The sequence below is a fragment of the Trujillonella humicola genome (genome assembly GCF_046233715.1).
Classification (GTDB): Bacteria; Actinomycetota; Actinomycetes; order Mycobacteriales; family Geodermatophilaceae; genus Trujillonella; species Trujillonella humicola.
Genome location: NZ_JBJNRJ010000008.1, coordinates 60,427 through 76,517, shown reverse-complemented (window position 1 = coordinate 76,517; position 16,091 = coordinate 60,427). Strand labels below are relative to the sequence as shown.

The following is a 16,091-nucleotide window of genomic DNA, read 5'->3' as shown; positions in this document are numbered from 1 at the left end:
AAGCCGGGGCGGAGACCGGTCAGCTGCCGGTCCAGCGGTGCTCCGGTACGCCGGGTACGGCCACGCGGCACCGGAACACCCCGCCGGCCAGGTCCTCGACCGCGTCCGGGGCGGCCCGGATGCCTCGGCGTGCGGTGGTGACGTACAGGTCGCGCAGGTCGGGGCCGCCCAGGCAGCAGCTGGTGGTGCGCAGCACCGGGACGACGACCTCCTGGAGGAGCTCGCCGGCGGGGCTGAAGCGGCGGACCGCCCCGCCGCGCCAGAAGGCCACCCACAGGCAGTCCTCGGCGTCGATGGTCATGCCGTCGGGCAGCCCCGGGTACCCGCTCAGGTCGACGGCCGGCCGCCGGTCGGTCACCGCACCGGTGCCGACGTCGTAGCCGAGCCGGTCCACCCGCCGCAGCAGCGTGTCGACGAAGTACAGCGCCGAACCGGTGGAGTCCCAGGCCAGGCCGTTGCTGATGCCGACCCCGGAGAGCACGGGTTCGGCCCGGTCCGGTGGCCGGAAGCCGTAGAGCGCGCCGCGGCCGGGCGTCGCGTCCCGGGACATGGTGCCGGCGAGGAAGCGGCCCGCGGGGTCGCAGGCGCCGTCGTTCATCAGCACCGCCGGGTCGCCGCGCAGCACGTCGGCCAGCGGCCGGTACGTGCCGGTCGACGGGTCGAGGGCGCCGAACCCGTCGCCGGCGGCGACGAGCACCCCCCGGCCGTCCGCCCGCAGCACCAGGCTGCCCACGTGTACGCCCAGCTCCACCCGGCGCTCGGCGCCGGTGCCGGGGTCCAGGCTGATCACCGTGCCGGCGAGCGCGTCGACCCGGTGCAGCAGCCCGGTCCGGTCGTCCCAGACCGGGCACTCGCCGAGGAGGTCCCCTCCGGCGTGCACGAGCTCCGCGGACGCCGGCACCGTCAGCGTTCGGCCGGCATGTCCATGAGCCGGCTGATCCGGTGGTGCCCCGTCGGCCGCGGTGCGGCCACCCACAGGCACAGCTCGGGGTCGGCCTCGAAGAGCGGTCCCTCGATCCAGCGGCCGTCCCCGTGGAACCGGCCCCACCGGGTGCCCATGGTGACCCGGACCGTGCCGCCGTCGTCGGGGGTGTAGAGGGCGCGGGGGTTGAGCGGGTGGCGGATCCCGCCCTGCGGTTCCATCACCGGCCCTCCTCGGCCGCGGGCTTCTCCACCCACTCGGTGAGCAGGTCGTGCCGCCACGAGATGACGTCCTCCTGGAAGTCGGAGGTGATCGTGTGCGGGCGACGGGTCGTCTGCAGCCCGCGCTGGACGGCTTCCATGTTGAAGGTGTCCTGCTCCATCACCAGGGCGAGGGTCTGCAGCTCCGTGGCCCGGGTCCAGGAGTCCTCGAAGTCGAGCCAGGTGATGGGCGCCGGGGGAGGCCGCTCGCCCCGGTAGGGGGTCAGGAACATGACCTCGAAGATGCACTCGTCGTGCCGGTCGCCGTGCGGGCGGAAGCGGTAGACGATCCGGTTGTACCCGCCCCACGGGTGCAGGTTGGGGAACAGTGCGTAGTTCCAGTGGTCGAGCAGCTCGCCGTCGGAGATCTCCTCGGCCTCCTCGCCCAGCACCTGGCGCCAGCGCTCGCGACCCGCGCGGGCCATGCTGTCGCGCGCCGTCGTCCGCTGGGAGAAGGGGATCGGCAGCTCCTCGCCCTCGCGGACGTCGAGCATGCGGGCCAGGATGTCGCGCTCGGACGGGTCCACCGGCATGTCGTCGATGGGTGTGCCGGACGGGCTGATCTGCCGGGCGTAGTTGCCGTAGACGTCGACCGCGCTGTTGCCGTCGCCCACGTAAGGCGCCGACTGCGGGTGCGTGGCGCCCAGGTGCAGACCCTCGTCGAACGCCTCCTGCGCGACCTTCCAGTTGCACCGGACCTTCTTGGCCACGTGGGCCTGCAGGTAGCGGTGCTCGAAGTCCCACAGGGCGAAGTGCTCGGGCAGGGTGCCGAGGAACTGCTCGAGCGGCTCGCAGTCGGGGTCGGGGTTGATGAAGACGAACCCGCCCCAGGTGCCGACCCGGGCCTCCGGCAGCCGCCAGGCCTCCCGGTCGGCCTCGACGTCGGGGAACTCCCGGGCTCCTGGCATGTGGCGCAGCGTCCCGTCGAGCTTCCAGGTGAACCCGTGGAACGAGCAGCGGAACTCGCTGCACCGCCCGTCGTAGTCCTTGAGCGCCCGGCCGCGGTGCAGGCACGCGTTGACGTAGGCCCTGATCTCGCCGTCGCGGGAGCGGACCACCAGGTAGGAGTCGCCGGCGATGTCGTAGACGACGTAGCTGCCGACCTCGGGCAGGTGCTCCTCGCGGCAGGCCATCTGCCACACCCGCCGCCACAGGTACCGGCGCTCGGCCTCGTGCCAGGCGCGGCTGGTGTAGCGCTCGACGGGGACGTACTGGGTGCGGGCGGTGTACGGGGACCGGGCGCGCAGGTGGTCGGGAACCGGCCGCTCGTCCTCCAGCACGAGGTCGTACCAGCTCAACCCCGGCGTCCTGGTCCGGCCGGGCTCCTCGGCGATGGTCACGGTGTCTCGATCCCCTCCACCCGTGCCGGCGGACCCGTCGTCCCGGCCTGAGTAACTGGAGTCCCAATGTACAAAGTGCCGGGGTCGCTGTCGATGGCGCTGGACCCGGCCGGGCATCCGGTCTTACTGTGCACGGACAGCAGTAAGTAGCGCTGCGCGGCACGAGCGGTCGGCGCTCCGGTTCGCCGCCCTCTGGAGGGTCGATGCGCAAGATCCAGCACGCGCTGTCACGCGCGGTCTACGAGTGGGCTCCCGACGACCACGGCCCGGTGCTGGTCACCGCGCGTGACGGCCGGCAGGGCCGTTTCGACCGGGACGGTACCTGGGTGGCCGGTGACCTGCGCCGGGCCGATCCGGAGCTGTGCCGGTGGATCGTCAGCGGAGGCAAGCACCCCGGTGGCGCGGGCAGCCGCAGCCGCCGGTTCGAGACCGAGGAGACCTTCTCGTGACGGCTGAGCCGGACATCCGCGCCCGCACCGGTTTCCGGGGCAACGGGCCGACCTACCAGGAGCTGCTGGACCGCGACAGCAAGCCGGTGCCGCCGCTGCTGCGCCGCGACGAGCCCGGCTACTTCGGCGAGGACGACGTCTCGATCGACCGCTACCTGGACCGCGCCTGGCACGAGCGGGAGAAGCGGCACCTGTGGTCGCGGGTGTGGCAGATGGCCTGCCGCGAGGAGGTGCTCGCCGAGGTCGGCGACACCCAGGTCTACGACATCGCCGACAAGTCCTACCTGCTGGTCCGGGCGGCGCCCGGCGCCGGCGGGATCAGGGCCTTCGTCAACGCCTGCCTGCACCGCGGCCGCGCGCTGCGCGACGGGCCGGGGCGGGTCGAGGAGCTGGAGTGCGCGTTCCACGGCTTCTGCTGGTCGCTGTCGGGCAAGCTCAAGCGGGTCCCCAGCGCCTGGGACTTCCCGCAGGTCCGCCCGGAGTCCTTCGGGCTGCCGGAGATCCGGGTGGGCACCTGGGGCGGGTTCGTCTTCGTCAACCCCGACCCCGACTGCGGGCCGCTCGAGGACTTCATCGGCGACATGGACGCGCTGTTCGAGCGCTGGCCGCTGGAGCAGCGCTACACCCGGGTGCACGTGTCCAAGGTGATCCGGACCAACTGGAAGGTCGCGCAGGAGGCCTTCATGGAGTCCTACCACGTGATCACCACGCATCCGCAGCTGCTGCCGGGCTTCGGGGATGCGAACTCGCAGTACGACGTCTTCGGCAACGTGTCACGGGCGATCTCGCCGCGCGGCGTGCCCAGCCCGTACCTGCCGTGGGACCCCACCGAGCAGGAGCGGCTCAACTCGCAGATCGACCAGCGCCTCGACGACCCGCCGATGCTCGAGGTGCCCGACGGCTGGACGGCGCGCCAGACGCTGGCCGAGTCCGCGCGCCGCTCGCTGCGCCCGGTCCTCGGCGAGGCCGCGGAGGAGCTGTCCGACGCCGAGCTGGTCGACAGCCACTACCTCAGCGTCTTCCCCAACATGCACCCGTGGGGCGGCTACAACCAGATCACCTACCGGTGGCGGCCCAACGGCGACGACCACGAGAGCTGCATCATGGAGGTCCTCCTGCTGGCCCCCTTCACCGGTGAGCGGCCGGCGCCGGCGCCGGAGCGGCGGCTGGGGCCCGACGAGCCCTGGCGCAGCGCGGTCGAGGAGCTCGGCTCGCTGGCCCGGGTCTTCGACCAGGACGAGTTCAACCTGGAGGCCGTGCAGAAGGGCCTGAAGGCCACCCGCAAGCCCGGCCTGTCCTTCGGCGTGTACCAGGAGAGCAAGATCCGGCACTTCCACACGCTGTACGACCGGTGGCTGGCGGCCGGGGAGTAGGCCGTGTCGATCCTCGAGCTCTTCCGGCTCGACGGCCGGGTGGCGGTCGTGACCGGCTCGGGCCGGGGGATCGGGCGCGCCACCGCGCTGGCCCTGGCCGACGCCGGTGCCGACGTCGTGGTGACCGCACGCCGGGCGCACGAGGTGGCGGCGGTGGCGGAGGAGGTCCGCGCCCGCGGACGGCGGGCCCTGGAGGTGCCCGGCGACCTGCGCGGGGACACTCCCGAGCGGCTGGCCGCCGCCGCGGCGGCGGAGCTCGGCCGGCTGGACGTGTGGGTGAACAACGCCGGCGGGACCGACGACCCGTCGGTGCGCCCGCTGGCGGCCACGTCCGACCAGCAGTTGCGCGACATGCTGGAGCTCAACCTCGTCGCCCTCCTCGCCTGCGTCCGGGCGGCGGCGGGGCGGCTGCCGCGGGGCGGCGCGATCGTGAACATCGCGTCCGGCGCGGGTATGCGGGCCGCGCCCGGCACCGGTGCCTACGGCGCGGCGAAGGCCGCCGTCCTCAACCTGACCGCCACCCTCGCCGCGGAGCTGGCTCCGGCGGGGGTGCGCGTCAACGCCGTCTCGCCGGGCATGGTGCCGACCGAGACCTTCTTCGAGGCGCTGCGGCTGACCGAGGACGACCTGCCGCGGCTGACGGCGACGGTGCCGCTGGGCCGGATGGGCACCCCGGAGGACATGGCCGCGGCCGTCCTGTACCTGGCCAGCCCCGCCGCGTCCTGGGTCACCGGGCAGAACCTGCTGGTCGGCGGTGGCCGCGACGGCGGCCGCACGGTGGAGGACCGCTACACGGCGCAGTGAGCCCGGCTGCGTTCGCAGTCAGCTGACGTGGACCCGGCCGTCCCGGCCGGCCAGAGGAGGGGACGACGTGGACACCTACGACGTGGTGGTGCTCGGCACCGGCGCGGCGGGCCTGACGGCGGCGATCGCGGCGCACGACGCGGGCGCGCGCGTCGCCGTGTTCGAGAAGGCCGAGCGGGTCGGCGGCACCAGCGCATGGTCCGGCGGGATGGTCTGGATCCCGCAGAACCCGCACATGGCCGAGCTGGGCCTGCAGGACCGCCGCGAGGACGTGCTCACCTACCTGCGCTCGATGTCGCACGGCCTGATCGACGACCGGCTCGCCGAGGCCTACGTCGACGCCGGGCCGGAGGTGATCCGGTACCTGGAGGAGCGGACGCCGGCCCGCTTCCGGATCATCGAGGACTTCCCGGACTACCACCCGGAGCACCCCGGCGCGGCCCGCCGCGGCGGGCGGTCGATGGAGTGCCCGCTGTTCCCCTTCGCCGACCTCGGCCCGTGGCAGCACCGCGTCACCGTCGGGCCGCAGATCTCGGGGAACATCCTGATGAGCGAGACGTCGCTGGGCCGCGGCGCGCCCGGCGGCGTGCCCGCCGAGGAGATGGAGCGGCGGAAGGTCCGCGACGAGCGCGGCGCAGGGCAGGGGCTGGTCGGTGCCCTGCTCAAGGGATGCCTGGACCGCGGCATCGAGCCGGTCACCGGCGCCCGCGCCGTGGAGCTGGTCCGGGAGGACGGCCGGGTCACCGGCGTGGTGCTGGAGACCGCCGAGGGACGCCGCACCGTCGGCGTCCGCGGCGGGGTGGTGCTGGCCACCGGCGGCTTCGAGTGGGACCGCGACCTGGTGAGCACCTTCATCCGCGGGCCGCTGGAGCGCACGGCCGCCGTCCCCACCAACACCGGCGACGGCCTCAAGATGGTGATGCGGCTCGGCGCCGGGCTGGGCAACATGCGCGAGGCCTGGTGGGTACCGATCATCGACGTCCCCATGCCCGACGGCACCGTCGCCGGGTGGCAGGTCAACGGCGAGCGCAGCCGCCCGCACAGCATCATGGTGAACCGTAAAGGCCGCCGCTTCGCCGACGAGGCGGCCAACTACAACGCCCTCGGCGCCGCCTTCCACGTGCTCGACGTGACCGAGTTCGACTACGTCAACCACCCGGCCTGGCTGGTCGTCGACGACCACTACCTCCGGCGCTACGGGCTGGCGGGGTTCCGGTCCGGCGCCGGCCGGCCCACCCCCGAGTGGATGGTCGAGGCGCCCGACCTGGCCACCCTCGCGGCGCGGATCGACGTCCCGGCCGACGCGCTGCAGGAGACCGTCGAGCGCTGGAACGCGCACGTCGCCGAGGGGCACGACCCCGACTTCCGGCGCGGCGAGAGCCTGCACGACCGCTGGTGGGGCGACAGCACCCTGGGCGACGGCCCCGAGTCCACGCTCGGCCCGCTGGACACCGCGCCCTTCTACGCGGTGCGCGTCTACAGCGGCTGCCTGGGCACCAAGGGCGGCCCGCGCACCGACGTCGACGCGCAGGTGCTCGACGTCGACGGGCGCCCCATCGGTGGGCTGTACGCCGCCGGCAACGTCATGGCCTCGGTGCTGGGGATGACCTACGGCGGAGCCGGCGGCACCCTCGGCCCGGCGATGGTGTTCGGCTTCCTCGCCGGCCGGCACGCGGCCCGGCAGACCTCCCGGGACCGGGTCGACGCCTCGGCCGGGTCGGCCTGATGGGGCGCTTCGACGGCCGGGTCGCCCTCGTCACCGGGGCGGCGAGCGGCATGGGCCGGGCGGCCGCCCTGGGGTTCGCCGAGGAGGGCGCCGCGGTCGTCGTCGCCGACGTCGCCGTGGAGGGCGGCGAGCGGACCGCCACCGAGATCACCGACAAGGGCGGGCGTGCGGTGTTCCGCCGCACCGACGTCTCCAGCAGCGGCGACGTGCGCGCCGTGGTCGCCGCGGCGGTCCGCGAGTTCGGCGGCCTCGACCACGCGGTCAACGCCGCCGCCATCGAGAACGAGACCCGGCCGCTCGCCGACTGCGACGAGGAGACCTTCGACCGCATGCTCGCGGTCAACCTCCGCTCGGTCTTCCTCTGCATGAGGAACGAGATCCTGGCCATGCGCGCGCAGGGTCGCGGCGGGACGGTGGTCAACATCGCCTCCACCAACTCCTTCCGCCCGCAGCCGCACCAGGCCGCCTACACCGCCAGCAAGCACGGCGTCCTCGGGCTGACCCGGGCGGGCGCGGTGGACCACGCCGCCGACGGCATCCGGGTCAACGCGGTGTGCCCGGGGGCCATCGAGACGCCGATGCTGATGGGCGCCATCGCCGCGCGCGGGCGGGACCCGCAGGAGGTCGCCGGCCGGCTGAGCCTGTTCGGCCGCTTCGGGTCGACCGCGGAGATCGCCCGGGCGGTGCTGTGGCTGAGCTCGGAGGAGTCGTCCTTCACCACGGGGCACGCGCTCGCCGTCGACGGCGGCTACCTGGCCCGGTGACCGGCGCCGGCGAGGTGGCCCTAGACGGCCGGGCCGGCGAAGTCGGCCCGGTAGCGGCCCGTGTCGTCGCGCACCGGCCCGCTGCGGTCGACGCGGTGCTTGGCGATCGCGGACGCGCCCGACCGACGCCGGCCGAGCACCTCCTTGCTCGCCGCGAAGTTGGGGTGCGCGAAGTGCGCGGCCAGCGACGCCTCGTCCCGCCAGTGCTCGAGCACCTGGATGCAGCCCGGGTCGACGGTGTCCGGGGTGAACGCGTAGGCGAGGCAGCCCGGCTCCTGCTCGCGGGTCCGCCGCACCAGGGGCGCGAGGGCCTCGAGCAGTTCGGCCCGCTGGTCGGGCGGGACCTCGATGGTGCCGACGACGAGGATCTCCACGAGGTGCCACGCTAGCCCGGTGTCGGGGAACCCGGAGCCGGGGCGGCCGCTGTCGCTGGCCTCGCTGAGCGCGCTGCACGTGCCGCCGCCGGACCTCGTGCGGTACGCGGCGGCAGCCGGGTTCGACCTGGTCGGTGCGCTGCGCCTGGTCCCCGCCAGCGACGGCACCGGGTTCGACCTGATCGGCGACGCCGGCCTGCGCCGGCCTGCGCCGGGCGACCGCCGCGGCCCTGGCCGGCACCGGGCTGGGCGTGCTCGACGTCGAGGTGTTCCGCGTGCGGCCCGGCACGGCGGCGGCCGAGGCCGAACCGCTGCTGGCGGTCGGCGCGGACCTGGGGGCCCGGTTCCTGCTCACCGCCGTGGAGGACCCCGAGCCGGACCGGCGGGCGGGCGTGTTCGCCGACCTGGGCGCCCTCGCCCGCGCCCACGGGCTGCGCTGCGTGGTGGAGACGATGGTCTTCTCGCAGGTGCGCACGCCGGCCGAGGCCCTCGCGCTGCTCGAGGCGGCGGGGGTCGACGACGCGGGCGTGCTGGTCGACGCCCTGCACCTGGCCCGCGCCGGCGCCGTCCCCGCCGACCTGGCCGCCCTCGGCCCGGCCCGCCTCCCGTACGTGCAGCTGTGCGACGCGGCCTCGGCCGCCCCCGCCGCCCGGGACGCCGACGGGCTGCGCGCCGCGGTCGCCGAGGCCGTGGCGCACCGGCTGGCGCCGGGGGAGGGGGTGCTGCCGCTGGCCGAGGTGCTGCGGCACTGCCCGCCCACGGCGCCGATCAGCCTGGAGGTGCCCCACCCCGCGGCGCGGACCGACCCGGCCGGCTGGATCGGCCACCTGGCCGCCGCCACCCGCCGGCTGCTGTCCGTGCCCTGACTCCGCGAGATCTGCACACTCGTCGCCGTCGGGCCCCGATGGCGACGAGTGTGCAGATCTCGACGAGGGAGGGGGACGTGCTCAGGCCGACGAGGTGCGGCTGCGGACGCGCACGGGATCGGTGACGCCGTCCCACTCGGCGTGCGAGTCCCGGAAGAGGGCGAACAGGTCGCGGATCTCCTGGTTCTCCCCGTGCAGCTCGACGAAGCAGCCGATCGCGGCGCGGCAGTCGATGTAGGCGACCGGCACGTAGGACCACAGGGTGTCGGCGACCTCGAACCCGGCTGCCTCGAAGCGCGCCACCTCGGCGGGCATCTCCGCCTCGGGGACGAGGACGGCGACGTGGTGGAAGCCCTCCTCGCCGACGTCGAACACCTCGCGGTAGATCGAGGGGGTGTCGTCGTCCTGCTGGATCAGCTGCACGTGCGTCGGGCCGGTGCCGGCGAAGGCGTAGTGCAGCACGTGGTCCGACGGCTGCCCGCGGTAGGTGTGGTCGCGGCCCCGGTGGTCGCGGCTGACCCAGAACGGCCCGGCGCCGGTCGTCTCGATCCAGCGCGGGATGGCCTCGTCGAGGTCGGCCACCACGAAGGCGTGCTGCTGCACCGGATAGCGGATGAGCGGGGCCACGGAGCCTCCTTTTGGGACTTACTGGATGGACACCGTAGTAACTCCGGAGGCGTCGGTCCACCCGTTGACAGCCGGCCCGGGTCGGTGTTCCTGTAGTCCGTCTCAACAAAGAGCTGGAGGTCGGCATGCGCTTCTCGGGCAAGGTCCTCTTCGCCACCGGTGGTGGCTCCGGCATCGCGGCGGCCGTGGCGCGGCGGTACACCGCGGAGGGCGGCCGGGTCGCGGTCGCCGACCTGGACGAGGGGCGGGCCAAGGCCGTCGCCGCGGAGCTGGAGGGCGCGGTCGGGCTGGCCTGCGACGTCTCGGACGAGGAGTCGGTGCGGGCTGCGCTCGCGGCGGCCGAGCAGCAGCTCGGCGGGGTGGACGCCGTCTTCAACGCCGGCGGGCACGCCGAGTTCGGGCCGATCGAGGAGTGGTCGCTGGAGCGCTGGAACAGGATGATGCTCGTCCACGCCGGAGGCACGTTCCTGGTCTGCAAGCACGCGCTGCCGCTGCTGCGCCGGCGCGGCGGCGGGTCCATCGTCAACGTCGCCTCGGTCGCCGCCCTGCAGGCGCAGCGCAGCAACGCGCCCTACGGCGCGGCGAAGGCCGCCGTGGCCGGCTTCACGCGCCAGCTGGCGCTGGAGGTCGGCCCGGAGATCCGGGTCAACGTCGTCGCGCCCGGCCGCACCCAGTCGGGCATGACCGAGCCGATCCTGCTGGCGCGCGGCGAGGGCGACCTGGCGAAGGGTGCCGCCGTCTTCGGCCAGGGCAACATCCAGAAGCGCACCGCGGCCGCCGAGGAGCTGGCCGCCGCGGTCTGCTTCCTGCTGTCGGACGACGCGAGCTTCGTCACCGGCACCACGCTCGTGGCCGACGGCGGCGAGACCATCATCTGACCGCGCTCAGGTCGCCGGCCCGGCCGCCGGGGGAGCAGCGGTCGCGGCCCGGCGGCGCACGGTGACCGGGAGCGAGGTCAGGCCCCGCAGGAAGAAGCTGGGGAGGTACGCCAGCGCCGCGGGGTCGACCACGCTCAGCTCGTCGACGTGGTCGGCCAGCGCGCGCAGCGCGGCGGCGGCCTCCAGCCGGGCCAGGCCGGCGCCGACGCACACGTGCAACCCGTGGCCGAAGGCGACGTGCTCGCGGGCGTTGGCCCGGTCGGCGTCGAAGGAGTCGGCGTCGGGGAACACGGACTCGTCGCGGTTGGCCGAGCCGTAGACCAGGAACACCGTGGCGCCCTCCGGCAGCCGGACGCCGCCGAGCTCGGTGTCCCGGGTGACGCGGCGGAACATCCCCATGGCCGGGCTGGACAGCCGCAGCCCCTCCTCGACCACGCGGGCGACCCAGGCCGGGTCCCGCCGGATCCGCTGCCAGGTCCCCGGGTCGCCGCCCAGGCGGAGCAGGATCTCGGCGAGGGTCCGGGCCGTCGTCTCGTTGCCGGCGACCAGCAGCTCGCGCACGAGCCAGACCAGTTCCCCGTTCCCCAGCGGCTCCCCGTCCTCGACCGGGGCGACCAGCGTGCTCAGCAGGTCCTCGCGCGGCCGGGCCCGCCGCTGGTCCAGCTCCGCGGCCATCGCCAGCTGGAAGTCCAGCACGTCCCGCTCGACCTCCAGCCACCGCTGCGCGTCCAGCCGGGCACCCAGCGAGGCGGTGGCCGCGTCGGACCACCGGGCGACGTCGGCGCGGCGGTCGTCGGACAGGCCGAGGATGCGCAGGATGGCCCACACCGGCAGCGGCCGGGTCACCGCGGCGACGACGTCCACCACCTGCCCGTCCGGCAGGCCGGCGGCCAGCTCGCGCGCCGCGGACTCCACGAGGGGCTCCATCCAGGCCAGCGCCCGCGGGGTGAAGGCCCGGTTGACCAGGCGGCGGTAGCGGGTGTGCGCCGGCGGGTCGGACAGTCCCAGCGCCGGCCGGTAGGGATGGCCGCGGGCGCGGAGGGCGGCTACCTCGTCGGCGACCTCCGGGGGCGGCTCGCTGCGCCGCCCGGCGACCCCCGAGTTGGCGTAGGTGACCGGGTCGCGCAGCGCGGCCCGCACGAGATCCATCCGGGTGACGGCGTACCAGCCGTGCCCGGGGACCGGGAAGACCGGCGCCTCGCGGCGCAGCCGCGCGTAGGTGGGGAACGGCGACTGCTGGAAGTCCGGGTCGTAGGGGTCGAGCCGGAGACCGTGCTCCGGCGGCGGTGTGCCCACGGGTTCCGCTCCGATCGGTCGGCGTCCGGTCCCGGGAGGACCCGGGGACGAACCGGGGACGCGGCGGTGCCCCCGGCGAGGACGCCGGGGGCACCGCTGCGCGGTCAGCAGGTCAGCAGTTGGCCCGCCAGTTCTGCTCGAAGTGGTCGCGGTAGTCCGGCACGCCGACGTAGTACCCCTCGTCGTCGAGCGGGGCGTCACCGACGTTGTCTGGCGTGATCAGCTGGGTGGGCAGCTCGGAGTACGCCTCGATCCCGGTCGGGTCCTCGCCGGCGAAGATCCGGGCGAGCGCGTCGATGCGGTACATGCCGTGGATCTCGGCGGCGAAGCCGGTCCAGGCGTCCTCCGTGCCACCCCGCAGCGCCTCGATGTTCGCGGTGCTGGCGCTCTCCCCGCCGATGTTGACGTCGGTGATGGAGGCCGCGCGCAGCGCCGCGTCCAGGCCGGTGGTCATGTCACCGAGCGCCAGCAGCACCCAGTCGATGTCGGGGTTCCGCTGGATCTCGCTGACGATGAGGCTCGGGATGTTGCCACCGACCAGGTCGCTGACCTGCGGGTCGATGGTCGTCACCGCCGTGTCCGGGGCCACCTCCGCCATCGTCTCCTCGACGCCCTCGGCCCAGGCGTTGAGGATCGGGTAGATGGACAGGTTGACGACCAGGACGTGCTCGGCGCCCTGCGAGGCCGCGTAAAGCGCGTTCATCCGGCCCCAGAGCCCGGTCTGGGCGAAGTCGTCCAGGCCGATCGTGTACGTCGTCCCGTCCACGCCGACCGGCTCGCCGTTGTCCGAGATCAGGACGGGGATGCCTGCGGCGTTGGCCCGCTCGAGCTGCGAGCGGAACGTCGAGCTCGGGTTGCCGGAGACCAGGACCGCGTCGGGGTTGCGGTCCAGCGCCGCGTCGAAGGCCCGCTGGGGGTCCTCGGGGCCGGTGCCGACCGGCTCGCGGATGACCGTCCAGCCCAGCAGTTCGGCGCCGGCGTCCAGGCCGTCGTTGGTCTTGCGGGTCACCGCCTGCGGGTTCTCGGTGACCACGATCGTCCGGCCCTCCTCGGGGCAGGCGGCCAGCGGCTCGTCCAGCGGGATGCCCTCCGGCGGCGAGAGGTACTGCTGCACCTCCTCCTCGGCGGCCGCGTTGCCCCCGCCCCCGTTGCCGCCGCCCCCGCCGCCACCGCCGCCCCCGTCGTCGTCGTTGGGCTGGCTGCACGCCGTGGCCGTGGTCAGGGCCGCGATGGCGATGATCGTGCTGATCGTGGATCTGCGGCTGCGCATGGTGCGACTCCTTGGTCGATGGGCACCTGCCCGGGGGATCCCTGGGAGCCGGCGGCCGGTTCCCTCGGCGCACCGCGGGTGCGGCGGCCCGGCCGGATCGGCTCGTGTGCAGCCGGGAAGTTAACAGTGACCTGAGCCATAGAGAAGGGGGTTTCTGTAGTCGGACACAAGTTGTGACCGACCTGAGACCTGGGTCACAGGCGATCCTCTGCCGCTGGATCCCCGGCGTAGATCGGGGCCGTGAGCCTCTTGGCCGGACCGTGTGACCGAAGCTACAGTTCCGCCGAGTTTCTGCAGTCGGTGTCGTCTAAGTCGCCCCGCGGCTCATCCCCCGTGCCCCATCGCTCTCGAGGAGTCGGATGTCGCCAACGCCAGCCCTGGAGGTCCGCGGGCTGTCCAAGACCTTCCCCGGCCAGCGCGCCCTGATCGACGTGGACCTCCAGCTCCGACCGGGGGAGGTCCGCGCCCTCGTCGGCCAGAACGGCTGCGGCAAGTCGACGATGATCAAGGTCCTCGCCGGCTACCACGAGCCGGACGACGGCGCCGAGGTCCTCGTGGACGGCAGGCCGCTGTCGCTGGGCACGCCGGGGGCCGGTGACCACGCGGGCCTGCGGTTCGTGCACCAGGACCTCGGGCTCGTGCCGACCCTGGATGCCTGCGACAACCTCGCGATGGGGCACGGGTACGAGCGCAACCGGATGGGGCTGATCTCCTGGCGCCGCGAGCAGCGGCTGGCCCGGCAGACCCTGCGAGACCTGGGCTACGACTTCGACGTCCGGCAGCCGACGAGCCACCTGGTCATCAGCCAGCGGACGGCGATCGCGCTGGCCCGTGCCCTCTCGCCGCGCGCGACCCCGCCGCGGGTGCTCGTCCTCGACGAGCCCACCGCCAACCTGCCCGCCGCCGAGATCGACCGGCTCTTCGAGGTCGTCCGTGCCGTCCGGGACCGGGGCGTGGCGGTCCTGTTCGTGTCCCACCACCTCGACGAGGTGTTCCGGCTCTGCGACACCGTGACGGTGCTGCGCGACGGGCGCCACGTCGTCACGCGGCCGGTGGAGGGGCTGGACGAGGACGGCCTCATCGCGCTGATGATCGGGCGGCAGCTGGAGGAGTTCCTGGTGCCCGCCGAGAGCGCGGTGCGGGACGGGGAGCCGGTGCTGCAGGTCCGCGGCCTGACCGCCGAGGTGCTCGGCGGCATCGACCTCGACGTCCGGCCCGGGGAGATCGTCGGCGTCGCCGGCATCACCGGGTCGGGGCGCGAGGAGATCGCCCTGGCGCTGTTCGGGGGCGCCTCGCGCACCGGCACCGTCTCCGTCGCCGGGCGGGTGGTCGAGGCGAACCGTCCCGACCGGGCGGTCGCGGCGGGGCTGGCGCTGGTGCCGGCCGAGCGCCACGCGAACGCGGCGTTCCTGGAGTCGACGCTGCGCGAGAACGTGTCGATCGTCAGCCCCGGGGACTTCCTGCTGCGCGGGCTGCTCAACCGCAAGCGCGAGGTGTCGGAGGTGACCACCTGGCTGCAGCGGCTCAAGGTGCGACCGCCGCATCCCGAACGCCACCTCTCGACGCTGTCCGGCGGCAACCAGCAGAAGGTCGTCCTCGCGCGCTGGATGCGCCAGAAGCCGACCGTGCTGGTCCTGGACGAGCCGACGCAGGGCGTCGACGTCGGGGCCAAGGCCGACATCCACCACCTCGTGGAGGAGGCCGCGACCCAGGGCGCCGCGGTCGTCGTCGTCTCCACCGACCACAGCGAGCTGACCCGGCTCGCCGAGCGCGTCGTCGTGCTCCGCAACGGACGGGTCGCCGAGGAGCTGCGGCGCCCGCACATCGACCCCGACCGGATCACGGCCGCCACCATCGGCCAGAGCAGAGGAGCGGCGGCATGACCCGCGGCGCAGGCACCACCGGAGGACCCCGGCGCGAGTCGTCGGCTTCTGCGGGCAGCACGTCCCCGGGCGAGACAGCCGCCACGCCGGCCGCGCACGCCTCGCCGGCGGAGCTGGCCAACCCGGTCGTCGACGTGGACCTGGCCACCCGGCCGGAGGCGGCGGGCCCGGGGGAGGCCGACGAGGCTCCCAGCAGGGGGCGCTCCTTCGGGCTGGACCGGTTCAGCGGGCTCTACGTCTGGGCCGCGCTGTTCCTGGTCTTCGCGATCTGGGTGCCCGACACGTTCCTGCGGCTGAACACCATGACCTCCGTCGCCGGTGACCAGGCCATCACGGCGATGCTCGCCCTGGGGATCATCATCCCGCTGGCGGCCGGCGTGTTCGACCTGTCCTTCGCCGGGGTCTGCGGCCTGGCCGTCGCCGTGACCGCCTGGGCGCAGGTGGAGGGCTTCAGCCCCCTCGTCGCCGCGCTGATGGCCGTCGTGGTCGCCACGTTCATCGGGTGCGTGAACGGGTTCGTGGTGGTCGGCCTGAAGGTGAACTCCTTCATCGCCACGCTGGGCATGAGCAGCCTGCTGCTGGCCGCGACCTACTGGGTCACCGACGGCCGGCAGATCGTCTCGGGGTTCAGCGAGGGCTTCCTGGACCTCGGCACCCTGCAGATCCTCGGCATCCCGCTGCCGTTCTACGCCATGCTGCTGCTGGCGGCCGTGGTGTACGTCGTCATCGAGTACCTCCCGGTCGGCCGCTACCTCTACGCCGCCGGCGGCAACCCGGTGGCGGCCCGGCTGGCGGGCGTGCGGGTCGACCGCATCGTCTTCGGGTCGCTCGTGGCCTCGTCGCTGGTCGCGGGCCTGGCCGGCGTGGTCCTGGCCGCCCGGCTCGGGACGGCGTCCCCCGACATCGGGCCGTCCTACCTGCTGCCCGCCTTCTCCGCCGTCTTCCTGGGGTCCACCCAGATCAAGCCCGGCCGGGTCAACGTGGTCGGCACCCTGATCGCGATCTACCTCCTCGCGACGGGCGTGAAGGGCCTGCAGCTCGCCGGGGCACCGGTGTACGTCAACAACCTGTTCAACGGCGCCGCCCTGATCATCGCGGTCGCCCTGGCCGCCCGCTCGGCGCGGCGGGCCTGACCCGGGAGCGGGGGGGGGGGGGGGGGGGAAACCCAAAAAAAAAAAAAAAAAAAAAAAAAAAAGGGGGGGGGGGGGGGGGGGGGGGGGGGGGGGGGGGGGGGGGGGGGGGGGGGGGGGGGGGGGGGG

At 74.1% G+C, this 16,091-nt stretch carries 16 protein-coding genes; 9 read left to right on the top strand and 7 right to left on the bottom strand.

Annotation, left to right across the window (positions count from 1 at the left end; genetic code table 11):
- Positions 1-19 precede the first annotated feature (19 nt).
- Genes ACK586_RS06670 through ACK586_RS06660 form a run of 3 tightly spaced genes read right to left on the bottom strand, consistent with a single transcriptional unit; the run spans position 20 to position 2,522 of the window.
- Positions 20-880: an SMP-30/gluconolactonase/LRE family protein gene (locus ACK586_RS06670; RefSeq protein ID WP_409329677.1), complete on the bottom strand. Its 861-nt coding sequence runs from the start codon at positions 878-880 to the stop codon at positions 20-22.
- 23 nt (positions 881-903) lie between these two features.
- Positions 904-1,146 carry a hypothetical protein gene (locus tag ACK586_RS06665; RefSeq protein ID WP_409329676.1) on the bottom strand — a complete coding sequence of 81 codons (243 nt, stop codon included), beginning with the start codon at positions 1,144-1,146 and terminating at the stop codon, positions 904-906.
- Positions 1,143-2,522: an aromatic ring-hydroxylating oxygenase subunit alpha gene (locus ACK586_RS06660; RefSeq protein ID WP_409329675.1), complete on the bottom strand. Its 1,380-nt coding sequence runs from the start codon at positions 2,520-2,522 to the stop codon at positions 1,143-1,145. The genes ACK586_RS06665 and ACK586_RS06660 overlap by 4 nt, the downstream gene beginning before the upstream one ends.
- Positions 2,523-2,725: 203 nt before the next feature.
- Between ACK586_RS06660 and ACK586_RS06655 the strand changes: the two genes are divergently transcribed.
- The 5 genes from ACK586_RS06655 to ACK586_RS06635 all read left to right on the top strand — a co-directional run bounded on the left by ACK586_RS06655 (position 2,726) and on the right by ACK586_RS06635 (position 7,638).
- Positions 2,726-2,971, top strand: coding sequence for a hypothetical protein (locus tag ACK586_RS06655; protein WP_409329674.1), 246 nt, complete (start codon positions 2,726-2,728; stop codon positions 2,969-2,971).
- Positions 2,968-4,344, top strand: a complete 1,377-nt coding sequence (locus ACK586_RS06650) for an aromatic ring-hydroxylating oxygenase subunit alpha (protein WP_409329673.1) — start codon at positions 2,968-2,970, stop codon at positions 4,342-4,344. The genes ACK586_RS06655 and ACK586_RS06650 overlap by 4 nt, the downstream gene beginning before the upstream one ends.
- 3 nt (positions 4,345-4,347) lie before the next feature.
- Positions 4,348-5,148: an SDR family NAD(P)-dependent oxidoreductase gene (locus ACK586_RS06645; protein WP_409329672.1), complete on the top strand. Its 801-nt coding sequence runs from the start codon at positions 4,348-4,350 to the stop codon at positions 5,146-5,148.
- Between the two features lie 67 nt (positions 5,149-5,215).
- The gene (locus ACK586_RS06640; RefSeq protein ID WP_409329671.1) at positions 5,216-6,874 is read left to right on the top strand and encodes an FAD-dependent oxidoreductase; all 1,659 of its coding nucleotides are present in this window, start codon (positions 5,216-5,218) and stop codon (positions 6,872-6,874) included.
- Positions 6,874-7,638 carry an SDR family NAD(P)-dependent oxidoreductase gene (locus ACK586_RS06635; protein ID WP_409329670.1) on the top strand — a complete coding sequence of 255 codons (765 nt, stop codon included), beginning with the start codon at positions 6,874-6,876 and terminating at the stop codon, positions 7,636-7,638. Before ACK586_RS06640 ends, ACK586_RS06635 begins: the two co-directional genes overlap by 1 nt.
- A 20-nt stretch (positions 7,639-7,658) precedes the next feature.
- Here ACK586_RS06635 and ACK586_RS06630 read toward each other — a convergent pair whose 3' ends face one another.
- The gene (locus ACK586_RS06630; protein WP_409329669.1) at positions 7,659-8,012 is read right to left on the bottom strand and encodes a putative quinol monooxygenase; all 354 of its coding nucleotides are present in this window, start codon (positions 8,010-8,012) and stop codon (positions 7,659-7,661) included.
- Positions 8,013-8,263: 251 nt separating this feature from the next.
- Here ACK586_RS06630 and ACK586_RS06625 point away from each other — a divergent pair, with 251 nt between their 5' ends.
- Positions 8,264-8,878 carry a TIM barrel protein gene (locus ACK586_RS06625; protein ID WP_409329668.1) on the top strand — a complete coding sequence of 205 codons (615 nt, stop codon included), beginning with the start codon at positions 8,264-8,266 and terminating at the stop codon, positions 8,876-8,878.
- Positions 8,879-8,959: 81 nt separating this feature from the next.
- Here ACK586_RS06625 and ACK586_RS06620 read toward each other — a convergent pair whose 3' ends face one another.
- Positions 8,960-9,505 (bottom strand): VOC family protein, encoded by a 546-nt coding sequence (locus tag ACK586_RS06620; RefSeq protein WP_409329667.1) that lies wholly within the window; start codon positions 9,503-9,505, stop codon positions 8,960-8,962.
- A 125-nt stretch (positions 9,506-9,630) separates the two neighbouring features.
- Here ACK586_RS06620 and ACK586_RS06615 point away from each other — a divergent pair, with 125 nt between their 5' ends.
- Positions 9,631-10,383: an SDR family NAD(P)-dependent oxidoreductase gene (locus tag ACK586_RS06615; protein WP_409329666.1), complete on the top strand. Its 753-nt coding sequence runs from the start codon at positions 9,631-9,633 to the stop codon at positions 10,381-10,383.
- Positions 10,384-10,389: 6 nt separating this feature from the next.
- Here the strand turns inward: ACK586_RS06615 and ACK586_RS06610 are convergent, their stop codons facing one another.
- Positions 10,390-11,679 carry a cytochrome P450 gene (locus ACK586_RS06610; RefSeq protein WP_409329665.1) on the bottom strand — a complete coding sequence of 430 codons (1,290 nt, stop codon included), beginning with the start codon at positions 11,677-11,679 and terminating at the stop codon, positions 10,390-10,392.
- A gap of 112 nt (positions 11,680-11,791) precedes the next feature.
- Complete coding sequence (locus tag ACK586_RS06605) at positions 11,792-12,949, bottom strand: sugar ABC transporter substrate-binding protein (protein ID WP_409329664.1); 1,158 nt, start codon at positions 12,947-12,949, stop codon at positions 11,792-11,794.
- Positions 12,950-13,308: 359 nt separating this feature from the next.
- Between ACK586_RS06605 and ACK586_RS06600 the strand changes: the two genes are divergently transcribed.
- Both ACK586_RS06600 and ACK586_RS06595 read left to right on the top strand, forming a co-directional pair.
- Entirely contained in the window at positions 13,309-14,832 is a 1,524-nt protein-coding gene (locus ACK586_RS06600; RefSeq protein ID WP_409329663.1) for a sugar ABC transporter ATP-binding protein, read from the top strand.
- Entirely contained in the window at positions 14,829-15,965 is a 1,137-nt protein-coding gene (locus ACK586_RS06595; RefSeq protein WP_409329662.1) for an ABC transporter permease, read from the top strand. Before ACK586_RS06600 ends, ACK586_RS06595 begins: the two co-directional genes overlap by 4 nt.
- Positions 15,966-16,091: the final 126 nt, after the last annotated feature.